General features: G+C 64.8%; 13 protein-coding genes and 2 pseudogenes. 12 read left to right on the plus strand and 3 right to left on the minus strand.

Features of this window, described 5'->3' with window-relative positions:
• Nucleotides 1-11: 11 nt before the first annotated feature.
• Both fixJ and fixL read right to left on the minus strand, forming a co-directional pair.
• Entirely contained in the window at nt 12-629 is a 618-nt protein-coding gene (gene fixJ, locus P6U24_RS13405; RefSeq protein WP_407159570.1) for a response regulator FixJ, read from the minus strand.
• Nucleotides 629-2,128 (minus strand): sensor protein FixL, encoded by a 1,500-nt coding sequence (gene fixL / locus P6U24_RS13410; protein WP_407159571.1) that lies wholly within the window; start codon nt 2,126-2,128, stop codon nt 629-631. The genes fixJ and fixL overlap by 1 nt, the downstream gene beginning before the upstream one ends.
• 302 nt (nt 2,129-2,430) lie before the next feature.
• On the opposite strand from fixL, the gene ccoN reads away from it, so the two are divergent.
• The 12 genes and pseudogenes from ccoN (at nt 2,431) to P6U24_RS13470 (ending at nt 14,611) form a co-directional block, all read left to right on the plus strand.
• Nucleotides 2,431-4,053, plus strand: a complete 1,623-nt coding sequence (gene ccoN, locus P6U24_RS13415) for a cytochrome-c oxidase, cbb3-type subunit I (RefSeq protein ID WP_407159572.1) — start codon at nt 2,431-2,433, stop codon at nt 4,051-4,053.
• A 12-nt stretch (nt 4,054-4,065) separates the two neighbouring features.
• Nucleotides 4,066-4,800 (plus strand): cytochrome-c oxidase, cbb3-type subunit II, encoded by a 735-nt coding sequence (ccoO, locus tag P6U24_RS13420; protein ID WP_407159573.1) that lies wholly within the window; start codon nt 4,066-4,068, stop codon nt 4,798-4,800.
• A 20-nt stretch (nt 4,801-4,820) separates the two neighbouring features.
• Nucleotides 4,821-4,985, plus strand: coding sequence for a cbb3-type cytochrome oxidase subunit 3 (locus P6U24_RS13425; protein WP_407159574.1), 165 nt, complete (start codon nt 4,821-4,823; stop codon nt 4,983-4,985).
• A gap of 6 nt (nt 4,986-4,991) precedes the next feature.
• The gene (ccoP, locus tag P6U24_RS13430; RefSeq protein WP_407159575.1) at nt 4,992-5,864 is read left to right on the plus strand and encodes a cytochrome-c oxidase, cbb3-type subunit III; all 873 of its coding nucleotides are present in this window, start codon (nt 4,992-4,994) and stop codon (nt 5,862-5,864) included.
• 99 nt (nt 5,865-5,963) lie between these two features.
• Entirely contained in the window at nt 5,964-7,448 is a 1,485-nt protein-coding gene (gene ccoG / locus P6U24_RS13435) for a cytochrome c oxidase accessory protein CcoG (protein WP_407159576.1), read from the plus strand.
• A gap of 72 nt (nt 7,449-7,520) precedes the next feature.
• Nucleotides 7,521-7,967, plus strand: coding sequence for a FixH family protein (locus tag P6U24_RS13440; protein WP_407160447.1), 447 nt, complete (start codon nt 7,521-7,523; stop codon nt 7,965-7,967).
• Nucleotides 7,968-7,980: 13 nt separating this feature from the next.
• The gene (locus tag P6U24_RS13445; RefSeq protein WP_407159577.1) at nt 7,981-10,167 is read left to right on the plus strand and encodes a cation-translocating P-type ATPase; all 2,187 of its coding nucleotides are present in this window, start codon (nt 7,981-7,983) and stop codon (nt 10,165-10,167) included.
• Nucleotides 10,168-10,172: 5 nt separating this feature from the next.
• Nucleotides 10,173-10,352: a cbb3-type cytochrome oxidase assembly protein CcoS gene (gene ccoS, locus P6U24_RS13450; RefSeq protein ID WP_407159578.1), complete on the plus strand. Its 180-nt coding sequence runs from the start codon at nt 10,173-10,175 to the stop codon at nt 10,350-10,352.
• A gap of 55 nt (nt 10,353-10,407) precedes the next feature.
• Nucleotides 10,408-10,595: pseudogene (locus P6U24_RS13455) on the plus strand (type II toxin-antitoxin system HicA family toxin).
• A 6-nt stretch (nt 10,596-10,601) separates the two neighbouring features.
• Entirely contained in the window at nt 10,602-11,000 is a 399-nt protein-coding gene (locus tag P6U24_RS13460) for a type II toxin-antitoxin system HicB family antitoxin (RefSeq protein WP_407159579.1), read from the plus strand.
• A gap of 94 nt (nt 11,001-11,094) precedes the next feature.
• A pseudogene (locus P6U24_RS13465) lies at nt 11,095-12,245 on the plus strand (patatin-like phospholipase family protein).
• 320 nt (nt 12,246-12,565) lie between these two features.
• The gene (locus P6U24_RS13470) at nt 12,566-14,611 is read left to right on the plus strand and encodes a methyl-accepting chemotaxis protein (protein WP_407159580.1); all 2,046 of its coding nucleotides are present in this window, start codon (nt 12,566-12,568) and stop codon (nt 14,609-14,611) included.
• 140 nt (nt 14,612-14,751) lie between these two features.
• Here the strand turns inward: P6U24_RS13470 and glgA are convergent, their stop codons facing one another.
• Nucleotides 14,752-16,155, minus strand: coding sequence for a glycogen synthase GlgA (gene glgA / locus P6U24_RS13475; protein ID WP_407160448.1), 1,404 nt, complete (start codon nt 16,153-16,155; stop codon nt 14,752-14,754).
• Nucleotides 16,156-16,287: the final 132 nt, after the last annotated feature.

A 16,287-nucleotide genomic window follows, 5' to 3' on the forward strand; every position in this document is an offset into this window, starting at 1 on the left:
CTTGATTCAGCTCAATCCTTGAGAACACCGGCGCGCATGGCGAGGCGCACCAGCTCCGAGAGGCTGTTGGCCCCCATCTTGGTCATCACGTTGGCGCGGTAAACCTCGATGGTGCGGGGGCTGATCTCGTATTCCCGCGCGATCATCTTGTTCGACAGGCCCGCCATCAAGCCATCCATGACCTGACGCTCGCGGGGACTGAGACTCTCCACACGTGCCAAGATCTCCTGCGTGACGGCCTCGCTCCTGGCCACGGGCTCGGCCTGCCGGATCGCGCTTTCGATCATCGTCGTCAGCCGCTCGTCCTCGAAGGGCTTTTCGAGAAAGTCGATCGCGCCGAGCTTCATTGCCTCGACGGCCAGCGGCACGTCGCCATGGCCCGTCATGATCACGATCGGGAAGCGGTTATCGGCCGCTTTCATGTGCTTGAGCAGCTCGATCCCGTCAATGCCCGGCATCCGCACGTCGGAGATGACGCAGCCGAAGGGAAGGCCGGACAACGCATCGAGAAAATCCTGCGCCGATTCGAACAATGTGACGTCGAAGCCGGATGAGTCGAGCAGGAATTCAAGCGAATCCCGCATCGCGGTGTCGTCGTCGATGACGTAAACCTTTGCCTTCTGGCCCATCAGAATTCTCGGTTGTCCTGCGGTGCGGCCGGCAGGGTCAGGCGGAAGGTCGCGCCGCCGGCGCTGTTGTTTTCCGCCCACATGCGGCCGCCATGGGCCTCGATGATGGACCGGCTGATGGAAAGGCCCACGCCCATTCCGGTATGCTTGGTGGTGAAGAAGGTCTTGAACAGGTTCGGCAGGACGTCGTCCTGAAAGCCTGTCCCGGTATCCGACACGACGATTTCGATCAAGTCGTCGCCGACCCTGCGGTTGGTGACCGCGAGCTCACGCCGCTGCGACGGCGCCATCGCCTCCAGCGCATTGCGGAACAGGTTGACCAGAACCTGCTGGATCTGCACGCGGTCCGCCAGCACCAAATCGGCGTATGGATCGAGATTGAAGCGGAGCTGCACGTTCTGCTCGCGCGAACCGGCCAGCCCCAGCGCGCCGGCTTCCTCGATCAGCTTGGACAGGCTCTCGACGCGCTTCTCCGATTCGCCGCGCGCGACGAAATCGCGCAGGCGGCGGATGATCTGGCCGGCGCGGATCGCCTGCTCGGCGGCGCGATCCAATGCAGATTCGATCTTCGGCGTGTTCGGATCGGTGCTGCCGGCGAGCAGCTTGCGCGAACCCTTCATGTAGTTGCTGATCGCGGCAAGCGGCTGATTGAGTTCGTGCGCCAGTGCCGAGGCCATCTCGCCCATCGCTGTCAGGCGCGAGACATGGACGAGCTCGGACTGCAGCTCACGCAGGCGCGCCTGGGTCTGCTGGTGTTCAGTAAGGTCGTGGGCAAAGCCGGTGAAATAGGGCTTGCCGCCCGACTGCATTTCGCCGATCGACAGATGCATGGGGAAGGTCGTGCCGTCGCGCCTGCGACCGGTGACGATGCGCCCGATGCCGATGATGCGGCGCTCTTGAGTCGCGTGATAGCGCGCGAGATACCCGTCATGGCGGGACCGGTCCGGCTCGGGCATCAGCTCGCTGACATTCCGCCCGATCGCCTCCTGTTCAGTAAAGCCGAACAGCCGTTCTGCGGCGGTGCTGAAAAACTGGATGACGCCACTGTCGTCGATCACGATCATCGCGTCCGGCACGGTGTCGAGGATGGAGCGGAAGTGCTGTTCGCGGGTCCGCAGCGCCCGCTCGAGCTGCTTTTCCTGGTTGATGTCGAGGGCTATGCCGCGCAGACGCCGCGGTTGCCCGGCCTCATCGGGCACGATGCCGGCCAGGACGCGAATCCATTGGCTGTCCGATGCGGCCCCACCGGGCACCTGGAGCGATATGTCGAAACTGGTGCCCTGCACGCGGGCACGATCGATCCCCCTTTCGACCCGGGCGCGGTCCTCCGGCCCGAGCAGGGACCAGAAGGTCGCGAGGGTCACCGGCTGATCTGCAGCCACCCCGAACAGCTTCCGGGTCGTTTCCGACCAGTACATCTCCTGCGTCGCGAGATCGAGGTCCCAGGCTCCGAAGCCCAAGGCTCCGAAACCTGTTGCTCCTGAATCCTCAGGCCGCATCGAGGCATCGGGAAATGGTTGAGGTACGCCGCGCACGAGTCAGTCGTTCCGGCTTCCGCTTATGGTCGCGCCCGCGACCGGGTCGAGTTCCCGCAGTGTATAGCAGACCATACCCATCCATCCAGCCCATGGCCGCAGCGCAATGGGATGAGTGCCGGAGCCCCATCCGTCATGATGCGGAAGGCTGGGCTTTCTGGCCCCTAGCTTGATTTCGATCAATTCACCGTGCGCGGGATTGTGGTTGCTGGGCTCGTATCCTTGCAGCGAGAGTCCGCATGAGCCCGTCCCCAGCAGCGAAATCAATGACAATCGGCGAAAGTGGCCTGTCGCTCACCTTCGCCGTCACCGCGTTCCTGTGCGTCATCGGCGCGGCGAAGGCGCTCGATGCGGCCTTTGCCTTTCATGCCTGGCTTGCGGCCGCCGCCAGCGTCGCGGCGGTGTTCGTGATTCTCAACCGCTACTTCGAGCGATCTGCGGCGCTGCCGCCGCAGGAGATCAACGGCCGCCCGAACTACAATCTCGGTCCGGTGAAGTTCGCGTCCTTCATGGGAATGTTCTGGGGCATCGCCGGCTTCACGGTCGGGCTCATGATCGCTTCCCAGCTCGCCTGGCCCGCGCTCAATTTTGATCTGCCCTGGACCAGCTTTGGCCGGCTGCGGCCGCTGCACACCTCGGCGGTGATCTTCGCCTTCGGCGGCAATGTGCTGATCGCGACCTCGTTCTACGTGGTGCAGCGGACCTGCCGCGCCCGTCTGGCCGGCGACCTCGCGCCCTGGTTCGTGGTCGTTGGCTACAACTTCTTCATCCTGATCGCCGGCACGGGCTATCTGCTCGGGGTGACGCAGTCGAAGGAATATGCCGAGCCTGAATGGTACTCGGACCTGTTGCTGACCATCGTCTGGGTGACCTATCTGCTGGTGTTCCTCGGCACGATCATCAAGCGCAAGGAGCCGCACATCTTCGTGGCGAACTGGTTCTATCTCGCCTTCATCGTCACGATCGCTGTGCTGCATCTCGGCAACAATCCGGCGCTGCCGGTATCGGTGTTCGGCTCGAAGTCCTACGTTGCCTGGGGCGGCGTGCAGGACGCGATGTTCCAGTGGTGGTATGGCCACAACGCGGTCGGCTTCTTCCTGACCGCCGGCTTCCTCGCCATCATGTACTACTTCATCCCCAAGCGCGCGGAGCGCCCGGTCTACTCCTATCGGCTTTCGATCATCCACTTCTGGGCGCTGATCTTCCTCTACATCTGGGCCGGCCCGCACCACCTGCACTATACCGCGCTGCCGGATTGGACCCAGACGTTGGGCATGACCTTCTCGGTGATGCTGTGGATGCCCTCCTGGGGCGGCATGATCAACGGACTGATGACGCTGTCGGGCGCATGGGACAAGCTGCGGACCGATCCGGTGCTGCGCATGCTGGTGGTCTCGGTCGCCTTCTACGGCATGTCGACCTTCGAAGGTCCGATGATGTCGATCAAGGTGGTCAACTCGCTCAGCCACTACACCGACTGGACCATCGGCCACGTGCACTCGGGCGCGCTCGGCTGGGTCGGCTTCGTCTCCTTCGGCGCGCTGTATTGCCTGGTACCGTGGGCCTGGAATCGCCGCAGCCTCTATAGCCTCAAGCTCGTGAACTGGCACTTCTGGACCGCGACGCTGGGCATCGTGCTCTACATCTCGGCGATGTGGGTCTCCGGCATCCTGCAGGGTCTGATGTGGCGCTCCTACACCGCGCTCGGCTTCCGCGAATATTCTTTCATCGAGACCGTCGAGGCGATGCATCCCTTCTACATCATCCGTGCCGCGGGCGGTGCGCTGTTCCTGATCGGCTCGCTGATCATGGCCTACAATCTCTGGATGACCGTGCGGGTCGGCGAGGCGGAAGTCCCGTCGCCTGTCGCGCTGCAGCCGGCGGAATAGGAGCGATCGACAATGTCCTTCTGGCAACGACACCAGATCTTTGAGAAGAACTCGATCATTCTGGTCATCGGCATTCTGCTGGTGGTCGCGATCGGCGGCCTCGTCGAGATCGCGCCGCTGTTCTACCTGAAAAGCACGATCGAGGCGGTCGACGGCGTGCGCCCCTATACGCCGCTCGAGCTTGCCGGTCGCAACATCTATGTCCGCGAGGGCTGCTATCTCTGTCACTCGCAGATGATCCGTCCGCTACGCGACGAGGTCGAGCGCTACGGCCATTTCTCGCTCGCGGCCGAGAGCATGTACGACCATCCGTTCCAATGGGGCTCGAAGCGCACCGGGCCTGATCTCGCCCGCGTCGGTGCCAAATATTCCGACGACTGGCATGTCACCCATCTGACCAATCCACGCGCGATCGTGCCGCAGTCGGTGATGCCTGGCTATCCCTTCCTCAAGGAGACCGAGCTCGACACCAGCAACATCGCCGACCACCTGAAGACGCTGCGCGCGGTCGGCGTTCCCTATACCGACGAGCAGATCGCCAGCGCGGTCGCGGATCTCAGGGCGCAGGTCGATCCGGACAGCCCGGACGCGGAGGCGCTCACCAAGCGCTATCCGAAGGCGGTGGTGCGCAACTTCGATGGCAAGTCGGGCGCGCCGACCGAGATGGATGCACTGATCGCCTATTTGCAGATGCTTGGAACTCTGGTCGATTTCAAGCTCTACAACGAAAAAGCCAACCTCCGCTGAGGCCTCAGAAGGCAAGCATCATGAACCCGATCATCACAGTTCAGAACGTAGCGTCGTCACTGGTGACGACGCTCTGGACCCCGGTCTTCGTCGCGATCTTCATCGCGATCGTGACCTACGCCGTCTGGCCACGCAACAAGGCTGCGTTCGACGAGGCTGCACGCATGCCGTTGCGGGAGGAGTGATTCACCATGGCCGAGCATCACGACATCGACACCGTCACAGGCACGGCGACCACCGGCCATGCCTGGGACGGCATCAAGGAGCTCAACACACCGCTGCCGCGCTGGTGGGTGATCTGCTTCTATCTCACTATCGTCTGGGCCGTCGGCTACTGGGTGGTCTATCCGGCCTGGCCCTTGATCTCGAGCAACACCAGAGGCCTATTCGGCTATTCATCGCGCGCCGATGTCGGGGTCGAACTCGCCAATCTGGAGAAGATGCGCGGCGACAAGATGGCGGCGCTCGCGACCGCCTCGCTCGCCGATATCGAGAAGGATCCGGCGCTGTTGGCACTGGCGCGGGCGCGCGGCAAGACGGTGTTCGGCGACAATTGCGCCGCCTGTCACGGCACCGGCGCGACCGGAGCGAAGGGATTCCCCAATCTCAATGACGACGACTGGCTGTGGGGCGGCACGCTCGAGCAGATCGAGCAGACCATCCGCTACGGCGCACGGTCCGGCCATGCCAAGGCGCATGAGGGCCAGATGCTGGCCTTCGGCAAGGACGGCGTCCTGAAGCGGGATGAGATCGTCGCCGTGGCGAACTATGTACGGTCGCTGTCGGGACTGTCGACGCGGCAGGGTTACGACGCCAAAGCCGGCGCCAAGATCTTTGCGGAGAATTGCGTGGCCTGTCATGGCGGCAACTCCAAGGGCAATCCGGATCTCGGCGCGCCCAACCTGACCGACCAGATCTGGCTGTATGGCTCAGACGAAGCGACCCTGATCGAGACCATCACCAATGGCCGCGCCGGCGTGATGCCGGCCTGGGAGGGACGGCTCGATCCGGTGACCATCAAGGCGATGGCTGTGTACGTCCACTCGCTCGGTGGCGGAAAGTGAGGCAAGTCAGACGGAACCTTCTTTCTGTTTGAGCTGGATCAATCGAGCGGCCGGAGGTGAGCTTACCTTCGGCCGCAAACGCGAGATGAGTCCCCAGCCATGAACCAGACGGTAAAGCCGCAAGACCTGAAACCGGAAAGCCATCTGGAGACGGGTGACGATTGCGGTCCGCTCTACGTGGCCCGCAAGAAGGTCTATCCGCAAAGCATCTCCGGCACATTCCGCCGCATCAAATGGGGGCTGATGGCTGTCTGCCTCGGCATCTATTATTTCCTGCCCTTCCTGCGCTGGAATCGCGGTCTCGACGCGCCAGACCAGGCCGTGCTGATCGACTTTCCGAATCGGCGGTTCTACTTCTTCTTCATCGAGCTGTGGCCGCAGGAGGTCTATTACTTCACCGGCCTTCTGATCATCGCCGCTGTCGCACTGTTCCTGATGAACGCGATCGGCGGCCGCATCTGGTGCGGCTATCTCTGCCCGCAGACGGTCTGGACCGATCTGTTCTACGCTGTGGAGCGGCTGGTCGAGGGCGATCGCCGCGAGCGCATGCGAAGGGACGCGTCGGGCAGCAGACTGACGGCCAGGCGCATCACCGAGATCGGGCTCAAGCACACGATCTGGCTGATGATCGCCTGGTGGACCGGCGGCGCCTGGGTACTCTATTTCAGCGACGCGCCGACCCTGGTGAAGGATCTCGCCACCTTCCATGCGCCCGTGGTGGCCTACGTCTGGATCGCGATGCTGACCGCGTCGACCTACCTCCTTGCAGGTCACATGCGCGAGCAGGTCTGCGTCTACATGTGCCCGTGGCCGCGCATCCAGGCGGCGCTGACCGATGAATGGGCGCTCAACGTCACCTATCGCTACGATCGCGGTGAGCAGCGGACATCGGTGAAGAAAGCGGCCGAACTGCGCGCGCTCGGCCAAGTGGCCGGCGACTGCGTCGACTGCCGGCAATGCGTCGCGGTGTGCCCGACCGGCATCGACATCCGCGACGGTGCGCAGCTGGATTGCATCCAGTGCGGCCTGTGCATCGACGCCTGCGATGCCGTCATGACCAAGATCGGTCGGCCGACACGCCTGATCGGCTACGACAACGACATCAATATCCATCGCCGTCAGGAGGGCAAGCCGCCAATCTATCGGCTGGTCCGGGCCCGCACCGTTGCTTACGCGGCGATCATCGCCGTGGTCGGCGGCTTCATGATCTATACGCTGGCGACCCGTTCGCTGCTCGATGTCAACGTGCTGCACGACCGCAATCCGATCGCCGTCAAGCTGTCCGACGGCTCGATCCGTAACGCCTACACGATGCGCGTGCTCAACAAGCACGGCTTCGGCCGCCTCATCGCGATCGACATCGAGGGCCCGGCCAACGCCACCGTTCATGTGGTCGGGGCCGATTCCGTCACCCCGGACCGCCCGATGATCGTGATCGGCCGCGACCAGACCGAGGAACTGCGCCTCCTGGTCACCGCGCCGGCAGCGAGCAACCAGGAGAAGTCGGTGCCGGTGACATTCCATGTCACCGATATCGGGCTCGGCGTGGTCGCCTCCACCACCGACAATTTCGTCAGTCCTTGATGTCCTGAGCAGGAGCCGATCGTGCCCAGCCATACTCATTCGAAGAAGCTGACCGGAGGCATGGTGCTCGCGATGCTGATCGCGTTCTTCGGCACCGTGATCGGCGTCAACGTCGTCATGATGAGGCTCGCGATCTCGACCTTGCCGGGCACCGAGGTCGACAGCGCCTATAGCGCGAGCCTCGGCTACGCGAAGGAGATCGTCGCGGCGCGCGACCAGAATGCTCGTCACTGGCAGGTCAATGCGCATATCGAGCGCGGCGAGGGCGGCGCCGCGGTTCTGCAGGTGAGCGCACGCGACGGCCAGGGCAAGCCGCTTTCTGGCCTGACCTTTCTGGGCCGGCTGGAACGGCCCGCCGACAAGCGCGACGACCAGGCGGTTGCGCTCGCCGAGACCGGCAGCGGCATCTATCGCGGGACCACCAGCGCTGTCGCGCCGGGGCAATGGGACCTCGTGCTCGAAGGCGAAGCGCGCGGGCAGCGCATGTTCCTGTCCAGAAATCGCGTGCTGCTGAACTGAAGGAAGTGCGACCATGCAGGTGACGCGTGATTTCTCGCATTACGTGAAGGATCTCGGTGCGGGCGTGAGCCACATCGATCTCGCGGTCGAGGGCGTGAGCTGCGCCGGCTGTATGGCCAAGATCGAGCGCGGGTTGTCCGCGATTCCCGACGTCACCCTGGCGCGCGTGAATCTCACCGACCGCCGCGTGGCGCTGGAGTGGAAACAGGGCTCGCTCGATCCGGCGCGCTTTATCGATCGGCTCTCCGAACTCGGCTACAAGGCCTATCCGTTCGAGACGGCGAGCGCGGAGGCGGCCGAGGTCGCAGAGTCGCGCTTTCTGCTGCGCTGCCTGGGCGTCGCGGCCTTTGCCACCATGAACGTGATGATGCTGTCGATCCCGGTCTGGTCGGGCAATGTCAGCGACATGCTGCCGGAGCAGCGCGACTTCTTCCATTGGCTCTCGGCCGTCATCGCGCTGCCGGCGGCGGCCTATGCCGGCCAGCCGTTCTTTCGTTCGGCCTGGCATGCGTTGCGCTCAGGCAATGTCAACATGGACGTGCCGATCTGCATCGGCGTGATCCTGGCGCTCGGCATGTCCGTGGTCGAAACCTTCCACCACGCCGAGCACGCTTATTTCGACGCCGCGATCATGCTGCTGACCTTCCTCCTGGTTGGCCGCTATCTCGATCAGAACATGCGCAGGCGCACCCGGGCGGTGGCCGGCAATCTCGCCGCACTGAAGGCCGAGACCGCGACCAAGTTCGTCGGCACCGACGAGATTTCGGAAGTGCCGGTGGCGGCGATCCGCGCCGGTGACATCGTGCTGCTGCGCCCCGGCGAGCGCTGCGCGGTCGACGGCACCGTGATCGACGGCCGCTCGGAGATTGACCAAAGCCTGATCACCGGCGAGACTCTATACGCGCCGGCCGAGCCGGGCACCGCAATCTATGCCGGATCGCTCAACGTTTCCGGGGCGCTCCGCGTCAAGGTCTCGGCTGCGGCCGAAGGCACGCTGCTTGCGGAGATTACGCGTCTGCTCGACAACGCGCTGCAAGCCCGCTCGCGCTATAGGCGGCTCGCCGACCGCGCCTCGCGGCTCTACGCGCCGGTGGTGCATGCGACCGCAGCGCTCACGGTGCTGGGCTGGTGGCTCGCGGGGGCGAGCTGGCACGATGCCATCGTCACCGGCATCGCCGTGCTGATCATCACCTGTCCTTGCGCGCTCGGCCTTGCGATCCCGACCGTGCAGACCGTCGCCGCAGGCGCGATGTTCAAAGCCGGCGTGCTGCTCAATGCCGGCGACGCGATCGAGCGCCTTGCCGAAGCGGATCACGTCATCTTCGACAAGACCGGCACCTTGACCCTGCCGGAGCTCGAAGTGTTTGGCGCCGCCGATATCCCGGCGGAGATGTTCGCGCTCGCCGGCCGGCTGGCATTGTCGAGCCATCATCCGGTGGCTGCCGCTGTCGCGCAGGCGGCGAACGCGACGTCGCCGCTGATAGGCGCCATCGAGGAGGCGGGGCAGGGCGTCCGCGCCATCGTCGACGGCGTCGAGCTCAGGCTCGGCCGTCCTTCCTTCTGCGGCGCCGAAGCTTTGGCTGCGCAGAATGCGAGCCTCGATCCCGAAGCCTCCCTCGTGGCCTTCAGCCGGGGCGACGAGACATTCCTGCTCTCGGTGCGGCAGGGCTTGCGCCCGGATGCGGCCAAGATCATCGCGGCGCTGAAGCGGCGCGGCATCGCAGCCGAGATCCTCTCCGGCGATCGCGAGGCGGCGGTGCAGGCGGCCGCGGCAGCGCTCGGGATCGGCGAATGGCATGCCAACGTCACGCCCGCTGACAAGATCGCGCGGATCGAGGCCCTGAAGCGCAGCGGCATCAGGGTGATGATGGTCGGCGACGGCATGAACGATGCCCCCTCGCTCGCCGCGGCCCATGTCTCGATGTCGCCAATCTCGGCCGCGCATCTGAGCCAGGCCACCGCCGATCTGGTGTTCCTGGGACGGCCGCTGGCGCCAGTGCTGTCGGCCATCGACTATGCCCGCAAGGCGCTGCATCTGATGCGGCAGAATCTCTGGCTCGCCGTCGGCTACAATATGCTGGCCGTGCCGCTCGCGATCAGCGGCATGGTGACGCCCCTGATCGCGGCCGCCGCAATGTCCGGCTCCTCGATCCTGGTGATGCTGAACGCGCTGCGCGCCCGCTCGGTGACGAAGGAGTAGGCACAATGGAAGTCATGATCATCCTCGTGCCGCTGGCGCTGGCGCTGGGCCTCGCCGGACTGCTCGCCTTCCTGTGGTCGCTCAAGAGCGGCCAGTACGACGACCTCGAAGGCGCCGCCTGGCGCGCCATCGCCGACGATGATGAGCCGTCGGCGGCGCTGCAGGAGCAGCCACGCCGCTCCTGAAGCCTATCCGGGCGCCAGATTGACGATCTCCCTTCAGTGTGTATAAATACACACTGTGAACAGCGCGAGCGTCATCGCGGCACTGCATCGGGATGGATGGTTCGAGGTGGCCCAGAAGGGCAGCCACGTGCAGTTCAACACGCCACAAAGTCGGGACGTGTGACCGTTCCCCATCCCAAGCGGGACATTCCGCTCGGAACATTGAAGAGCATCGAGAAGCAGTCGGGGCTCAAGTTAAGGTAATCGACGATGCGTCACTACATTGGTCTCATCCATAAGGATGCCGACAGTGATTTCGGCGTCTCGTTTCCCGATTTGCCGGGTGTAGTCACGGCCGGGACGACCCTCGATGAGGCGCGCGATATGGCGGAGAAGGCTCTTGCTCTGCATATCGAGGGACTGGTCGAAGACGGCGAAGCCATCCCGGAGCCTTCGACCTTGGAGCAGGTGATGGCCGATCCGGATAACCGCTCCGCAGTCGCCATTCTTGTTTCGGTCAAGAGCGATCAGCCGAAAGTGGTTCGGGTCAATGTCACGTTGCCCGAAGATGTCTTGCAGCAGATCGACACATACGCCGAGGCTCACGGCTTCACACGGTCCGGTCTGCTGGCGCAAGCGGCCAAGAAGCTCATCGCGGAGGTCGCCTGAGGCGGGCCTGACCTGAGCGTTAGGCCAGGTCGCCTGGTAACGAAACGCTCCGGCCAACGAACTCTTGGACGGGCACTCCGTGCGGGATCAGGACATGACTCAAGTTGAACAGAGCGGCGGCACGACCGATCATGGCGTGCTGCCCGGGCAGGTCGTGCTCGAGCTGCAGGGCGGCGGCGCGCTGGGTGCCTATCAGGCCGGCGTCTATCAGGCGCTTCACGAGGCCGGGGTCGAGCCGGACTGGGTCATCGGCACCTCGATCGGTGCGATCACTGCCAGCCTGATTGCCGGCAACCCGGTGCAGGCCCGGCTATCTCGGTTACGCGAGTTCTGGCAGCGAATGGAGCAGGATCCATTTTGGAAGTTGAGCACCGACTTTCCGGAGCTGGGCGAAAGGCTCTCCTACTGGGCGACGATCACCCATGGTGTTCCCGGCTTTTTCCGGCCGAATCCCATGGCGCAGGCCGGCGATGCCTATCCGCTCGGCGCGGAACAAGCGGGCTATTATTCGACGGCGCCGCTGCGGCAGACTCTGCGCGAGCTGGTCGATTTTGATCTGCTCAACGCGGGACGGCCGCGGCTCACCGTCGGCGCGGCGCATGTCCGCACCAGTCAGATGCGCTATTTCGATAGCCGCGATGGTGTCATCGACATCAGGCACATCCTGGCCTCCGGCGCGCTGCCGCCGGCTTTCCGGCGGTGCGCATCGACGGCGAACTCTATTGGGACGGCGGCATCCTCTCCAACACGCCGACCGAAGTCGTATTCGACGACAATCCGCGCAAGGATGCGTTGATCTTCGCCGTGCATCTCTGGAATCCGCTCGGTGCGGAACCGACGACGATGGCAGAGGTGCTGAGCCGGCATAAGGATGTGCAATATTCCAGCCGGGTGGCGACCCACATCGTCCGCCAACAGCAGACGCATCGGCTCCGCCACATCATCAACCAGCTTGCTGCGCGACTGCCTGAGAGCGAGCGCAACGACCCGGCCGTCCGCGAGCTCGCCAGCTATGGATGCCAGACCCGGATGCATGTCGTTCGCCTGCTGGCGCCGCAGCTCGATCGGGAGAGCCACACCAAGGACATCGATTTCAGTCCGAGCGGCATCCGGATGCGCTGGGAGGCAGGCTATGCGCACACCAGGGCCGCGCTGGCGCGCAAGCCCTGGATCGGCGAATTCGATCCGCTGTCCGGCGTGATCCTGCATGAGCCGGCGGAGTGGACGTCCGGCGTGGTCGAGTAGTTGCCTCGCCAGCAATAGTGCGGAGCTGCGCGCTCGCGGATCGCTTTTCGCCATTGGAGTACCGTTCTTCGCTGCAGACCGGAAGATGTGGCCCATCCGCTTAAGGGAATGGTGGGACTTCCTCGTCCATTTTCGCTGCAACGCGCTGTTCTGCGCGCCTATGCGGCTGCTCCGGCGGGAGCGCTGCGGCGCGCGCCAGACGCGGGAGAGGCCGTCGCAGGCCGGTCTGCCTGCTCGTAGCTGGGATAACGAATGTCCGAAATTGTGAAGTCCGATCAGAATATGCCCGTGCAGGCCGAAAGCAGCGGCATGAGCCTGCGATGGAAGATCTGACCACCGGCCTGTTGGCGCTGGTCTTCGCCGTCGCGCTGGCGTGGAGCGGGTACTCGGATCTGCGCAAGCGGGAGACGGCAGCAAGGTCGCTCGATGCCTTCGAGCAGTTGATGAAGGCGGCAAGCCAGGTCCCGGTCGAGCGCGGCGCCTGGAGCCCACTCAGCAAGCCGGCCCCGGTCCCCGCCGATGAGCTGGCTGCGCTCGACAAGAGCATCAAAGCGACCGATGCCGCGGTGAGCGCCGCGAAGGCCGCGATCGAGGCCGCCGGACTACCCACCCAGACCATCGAGAGCGCGCAGCGGGTGCTGCAGCAGACGCGCACCGCCGGCCGTCAGGCGGCGCTGCTGCCGAACGATCAACGACCTGCCAACAGCTTCGCGACCACGATCGACGGTCTGGCGCGCGGCGTCGATCAGTTGACCGCCGCGACCAACGAGACCCTGGTCAGCCTGTCCTCGACCGGCAGCGATATCGAGAACGTGCTGCCCTCGGTCGAGCTGGCCCAGCTCGCGCAGACCATGCGCACGGTCAACGGTACGCGGTCGGCGGCGCTCGGGCTGCATGTCCGCAACCAGCCCTTGACGCCCGCCCGGGTGGTCGAGGTTACCGAGCAGACCGGCCAGGTCGCGCTGATCTGGCAGCAGATCGAACAGGCCGTCCGCAACATGGGCAATGCCTCGGACCTCACCGCGGCTCTGAACCAGGTGCGCTCAAACCTCATGACCGAGGGCGAGCGTCGTTATCAGGAGATCGCGGCGGCTGCGCGCGATGGCCGGCCGAGTCCGGTGACGGAGGAGACCTACCGGTCCTGGAGCACGCCGATGCTCAACAATGTGCTCGTGCTGCGCGACGCCGCGCTCAGATATGCCCATCAGGCGAACGACGCGGCGATCGAGCAGTCGCGGATGCGGCTGCTCGGCGCGCTTGCCGCACTAATCTTCGTTGCCGTTGCCCTCGGCGTTGTCGTGATCGCCGTCGTCCGTCAGGTGATCCGGCCCCTGGTGGGACTGACCGCGGTGACGCTCCGCCTGGCCGACGGCGAGCTCAATGCCGACATTCCCAATGAGGGCCGCAAGGACGAGATCGGCGCGATGGCGCGCGCTCTGACCATCTTCAAGGAAGCGTTGATCGCCAAGAAAGCCGCTGACGAGGCCGCCGCCCGCGACGCCCAGGTGCAGATCGAGCGCGCGCGCCGGCTCGATGGTATCACCCGCGGCTTCGAGGCCGCGATCGCCGAGATCGTGAACACGGTCTCGGCCGCGGCGAGCGGTCTCGAAATGTCCGCCGACACGCTGACCACGACGGCGGATCGGTCGCAGACGCTGGCGACCGCAGTGGCATCAGCCTCCGAGGAAGCCTCGGCGAATGTCCAGTCGGTCGCCTCGGCGGCGGAAGAGCTCTCGTCCTCGGTGAACGAGATCAGCCGCCAGGTGCAGACTTCGGCCAGGATCGCGGGCGAGGCGGTCGAGCAGGTTCGCCGGACCAACAGCCGGGTGGGGCAGTTGTCAGAGGCTGCGGCCCGGATCAGCGACGTCGTCGAACTGATCAATTCGATCGCGGGGCAGACCAACCTGCTGGCGCTCAATGCGACGATTGAAGCAGCGCGCGCCGGCGATGCCGGTCGCGGCTTCGCGGTGGTCGCCTCCGAGGTGAAGGCGTTGGCCGAGCAGACGGCGAAAGCGACTGACGAGATCAGCCAGCAGATTTCCGGCGTGCAATCGGCCACCCAGGAATCGGTCGGCGCCATCAGGGAGATCAGCGAAACCATCGAGAAGCTGTCGGAGATCGCCTCCACGATCGCCTCGGCCGTCGAGGAGCAGGGCGCCGCGACCCAGGAGATCTCGCGCAATGTGCAGCAGGCTGCGCACGGTACCCAGCAGGTGTCGGATAATATCGGCTACGTGCAGAAGGGCGCGCAGGACACCGGGGCCGCGTCGGCGCAGGTGCTGTCGTCGGCGAAATCCCTGTCCGGCGATTCCAACCGCCTCAAGCGCGAGGTCGGCAATTTCCTGGAGGCGGTGCGCGCGGCTTGATCGGGATCTGGCCCGTCATTGCGAGCGAAGCAATCCATCGCCTGGAAGGAAGTCTGGATTGCTTGGTCGCGGAGCCTGCCCTCGGGCTCGCCAAAGCCGAGACCCGGGGGGCTCTTCGCAATGACGATGTCGCCGACTTGTCACGCCGCCTTCGAGGTCAGACCGATCGTCTTCTGATACAGTGCACTGTAGCAGGCGGCCGACAGATCCCAGCTGAACGAGCGGGCCATTGCGGAGTGACGCATCGCGTTCAGCCGCTCCGTGCTCATGAAAGCCGAGAAGGCTCGCCGCACGCCGCCCAGGAACGATTCCGCGGACGGCTGCGTGAACAGGAAGCCGGTCTCGCCGTCGGTGATGGTCTCCGCCAGCCCTCCGGTCTGATGGCCGATCGGCAGCGAACCGAAACGTTGCGCATACATCTGGCTGAGGCCGCAGGGCTCGAAGCGCGACGGCATCAGGGTGAAGTCGCTGCCGGCGAAGATGCGCCGGGCCTGCGCTTCGTTGAAGCCGATCGCGACGCCGATGGAGTCCGGACGGCGGCGATGCGCGTCCATCAGCGCGCGCTCGATCGCAGGCTCCCCCGAGCCGGTCACGACGATCTGCCCGCCGGCGTCGACGATCTTGTCGGCGGCCTCCAGCACGAGGTCGATCCCCTTCTGGTGCACCAGGCGCGCAACCAGCCCGAACATCGGTCCGCGGGACACTGCGAGTCCGAACTGCTTGCGCACATAGTCGGCATTGGCGCGCTTGCCGGCCCAGTCGCCGGCGGCGAAGGGTTGCGCGAGTTGCTGGCAGTAGCGGGGGTCCCAGCTTTCGTCGATGCCGTTGAGGATGCCGGTCAGCTCATGGGCGTTGGAGCGCCCGCGCAGCAGGCCCTCCAGTCCGCAACCGAGTTCAGGCGTCGTGATCTCCTTGGCGTAGGTCGCGCTGACTGTGGTCAGGTGCGAGGCGTAGATCAGGCCGCCCTTGAGGAAGGAGAGCTTGTCGTAGAACTCCAGCCCGTCGATGTGAAACGAGGATTCCGGCGCGCCAATCCGGCGCAGCGACTCGCGCGGGAAGAGGCCCTGATAGGCGAGGTTATGGATGGTGAGAATCGAGGGGACGTCGACACCTCGCCAGGCGAGATAGGCCGGCACCAGCGCCGCCTGCCAGTCGTTGGCATGGACGAGGTCGGCTGCCCAATTCCTGTCCAGCGTTCCTGCGGCGAGCTCCGCCGCTGCGGCGGCCAGGCGGCCGAAGCGGATGTCGTTGTCAGGCCAGTCCTGCCCGTTCTCGTCGCCGTAGGGATTGCCAGGCCGGTTGTAAAGCTGATCACAGAGCAGAACATAGACCGGCAGCCCGTCGCGGGTCGCCGAGCGTCCGAGCGAGCAGGCCGGCATCTCGGCCAAGGCTTCGCATTGGCCGACGATGTCGATGTGAGTGAGTTGCTCGACCACGTCCCGATAGCCGGGCAACATGATCCTGACGTCGGTGTGTGCGCGAAGCGCTCTGGGAAGAGCGGCAGAAACGGCGGCAAGTCCGCCCACCCGGACGAAGTCGTCCATTTCGGTCGTAACGAACAGAACCCTCAAGAGATGTCCTCGATCAAGCCCCATGGAATACCTATGCAAGAAAAGGTCCAAATCTAACCATCACCTGAAGGCGAGCGTGTGCTCGGGAGGACGGCCAGGGGAAAA

Origin of the sequence: Bradyrhizobium sp. STM 3557 (assembly GCF_045571465.1) — a bacterium.
Lineage (GTDB): Bacteria > Pseudomonadota > Alphaproteobacteria > Rhizobiales > Xanthobacteraceae > Bradyrhizobium.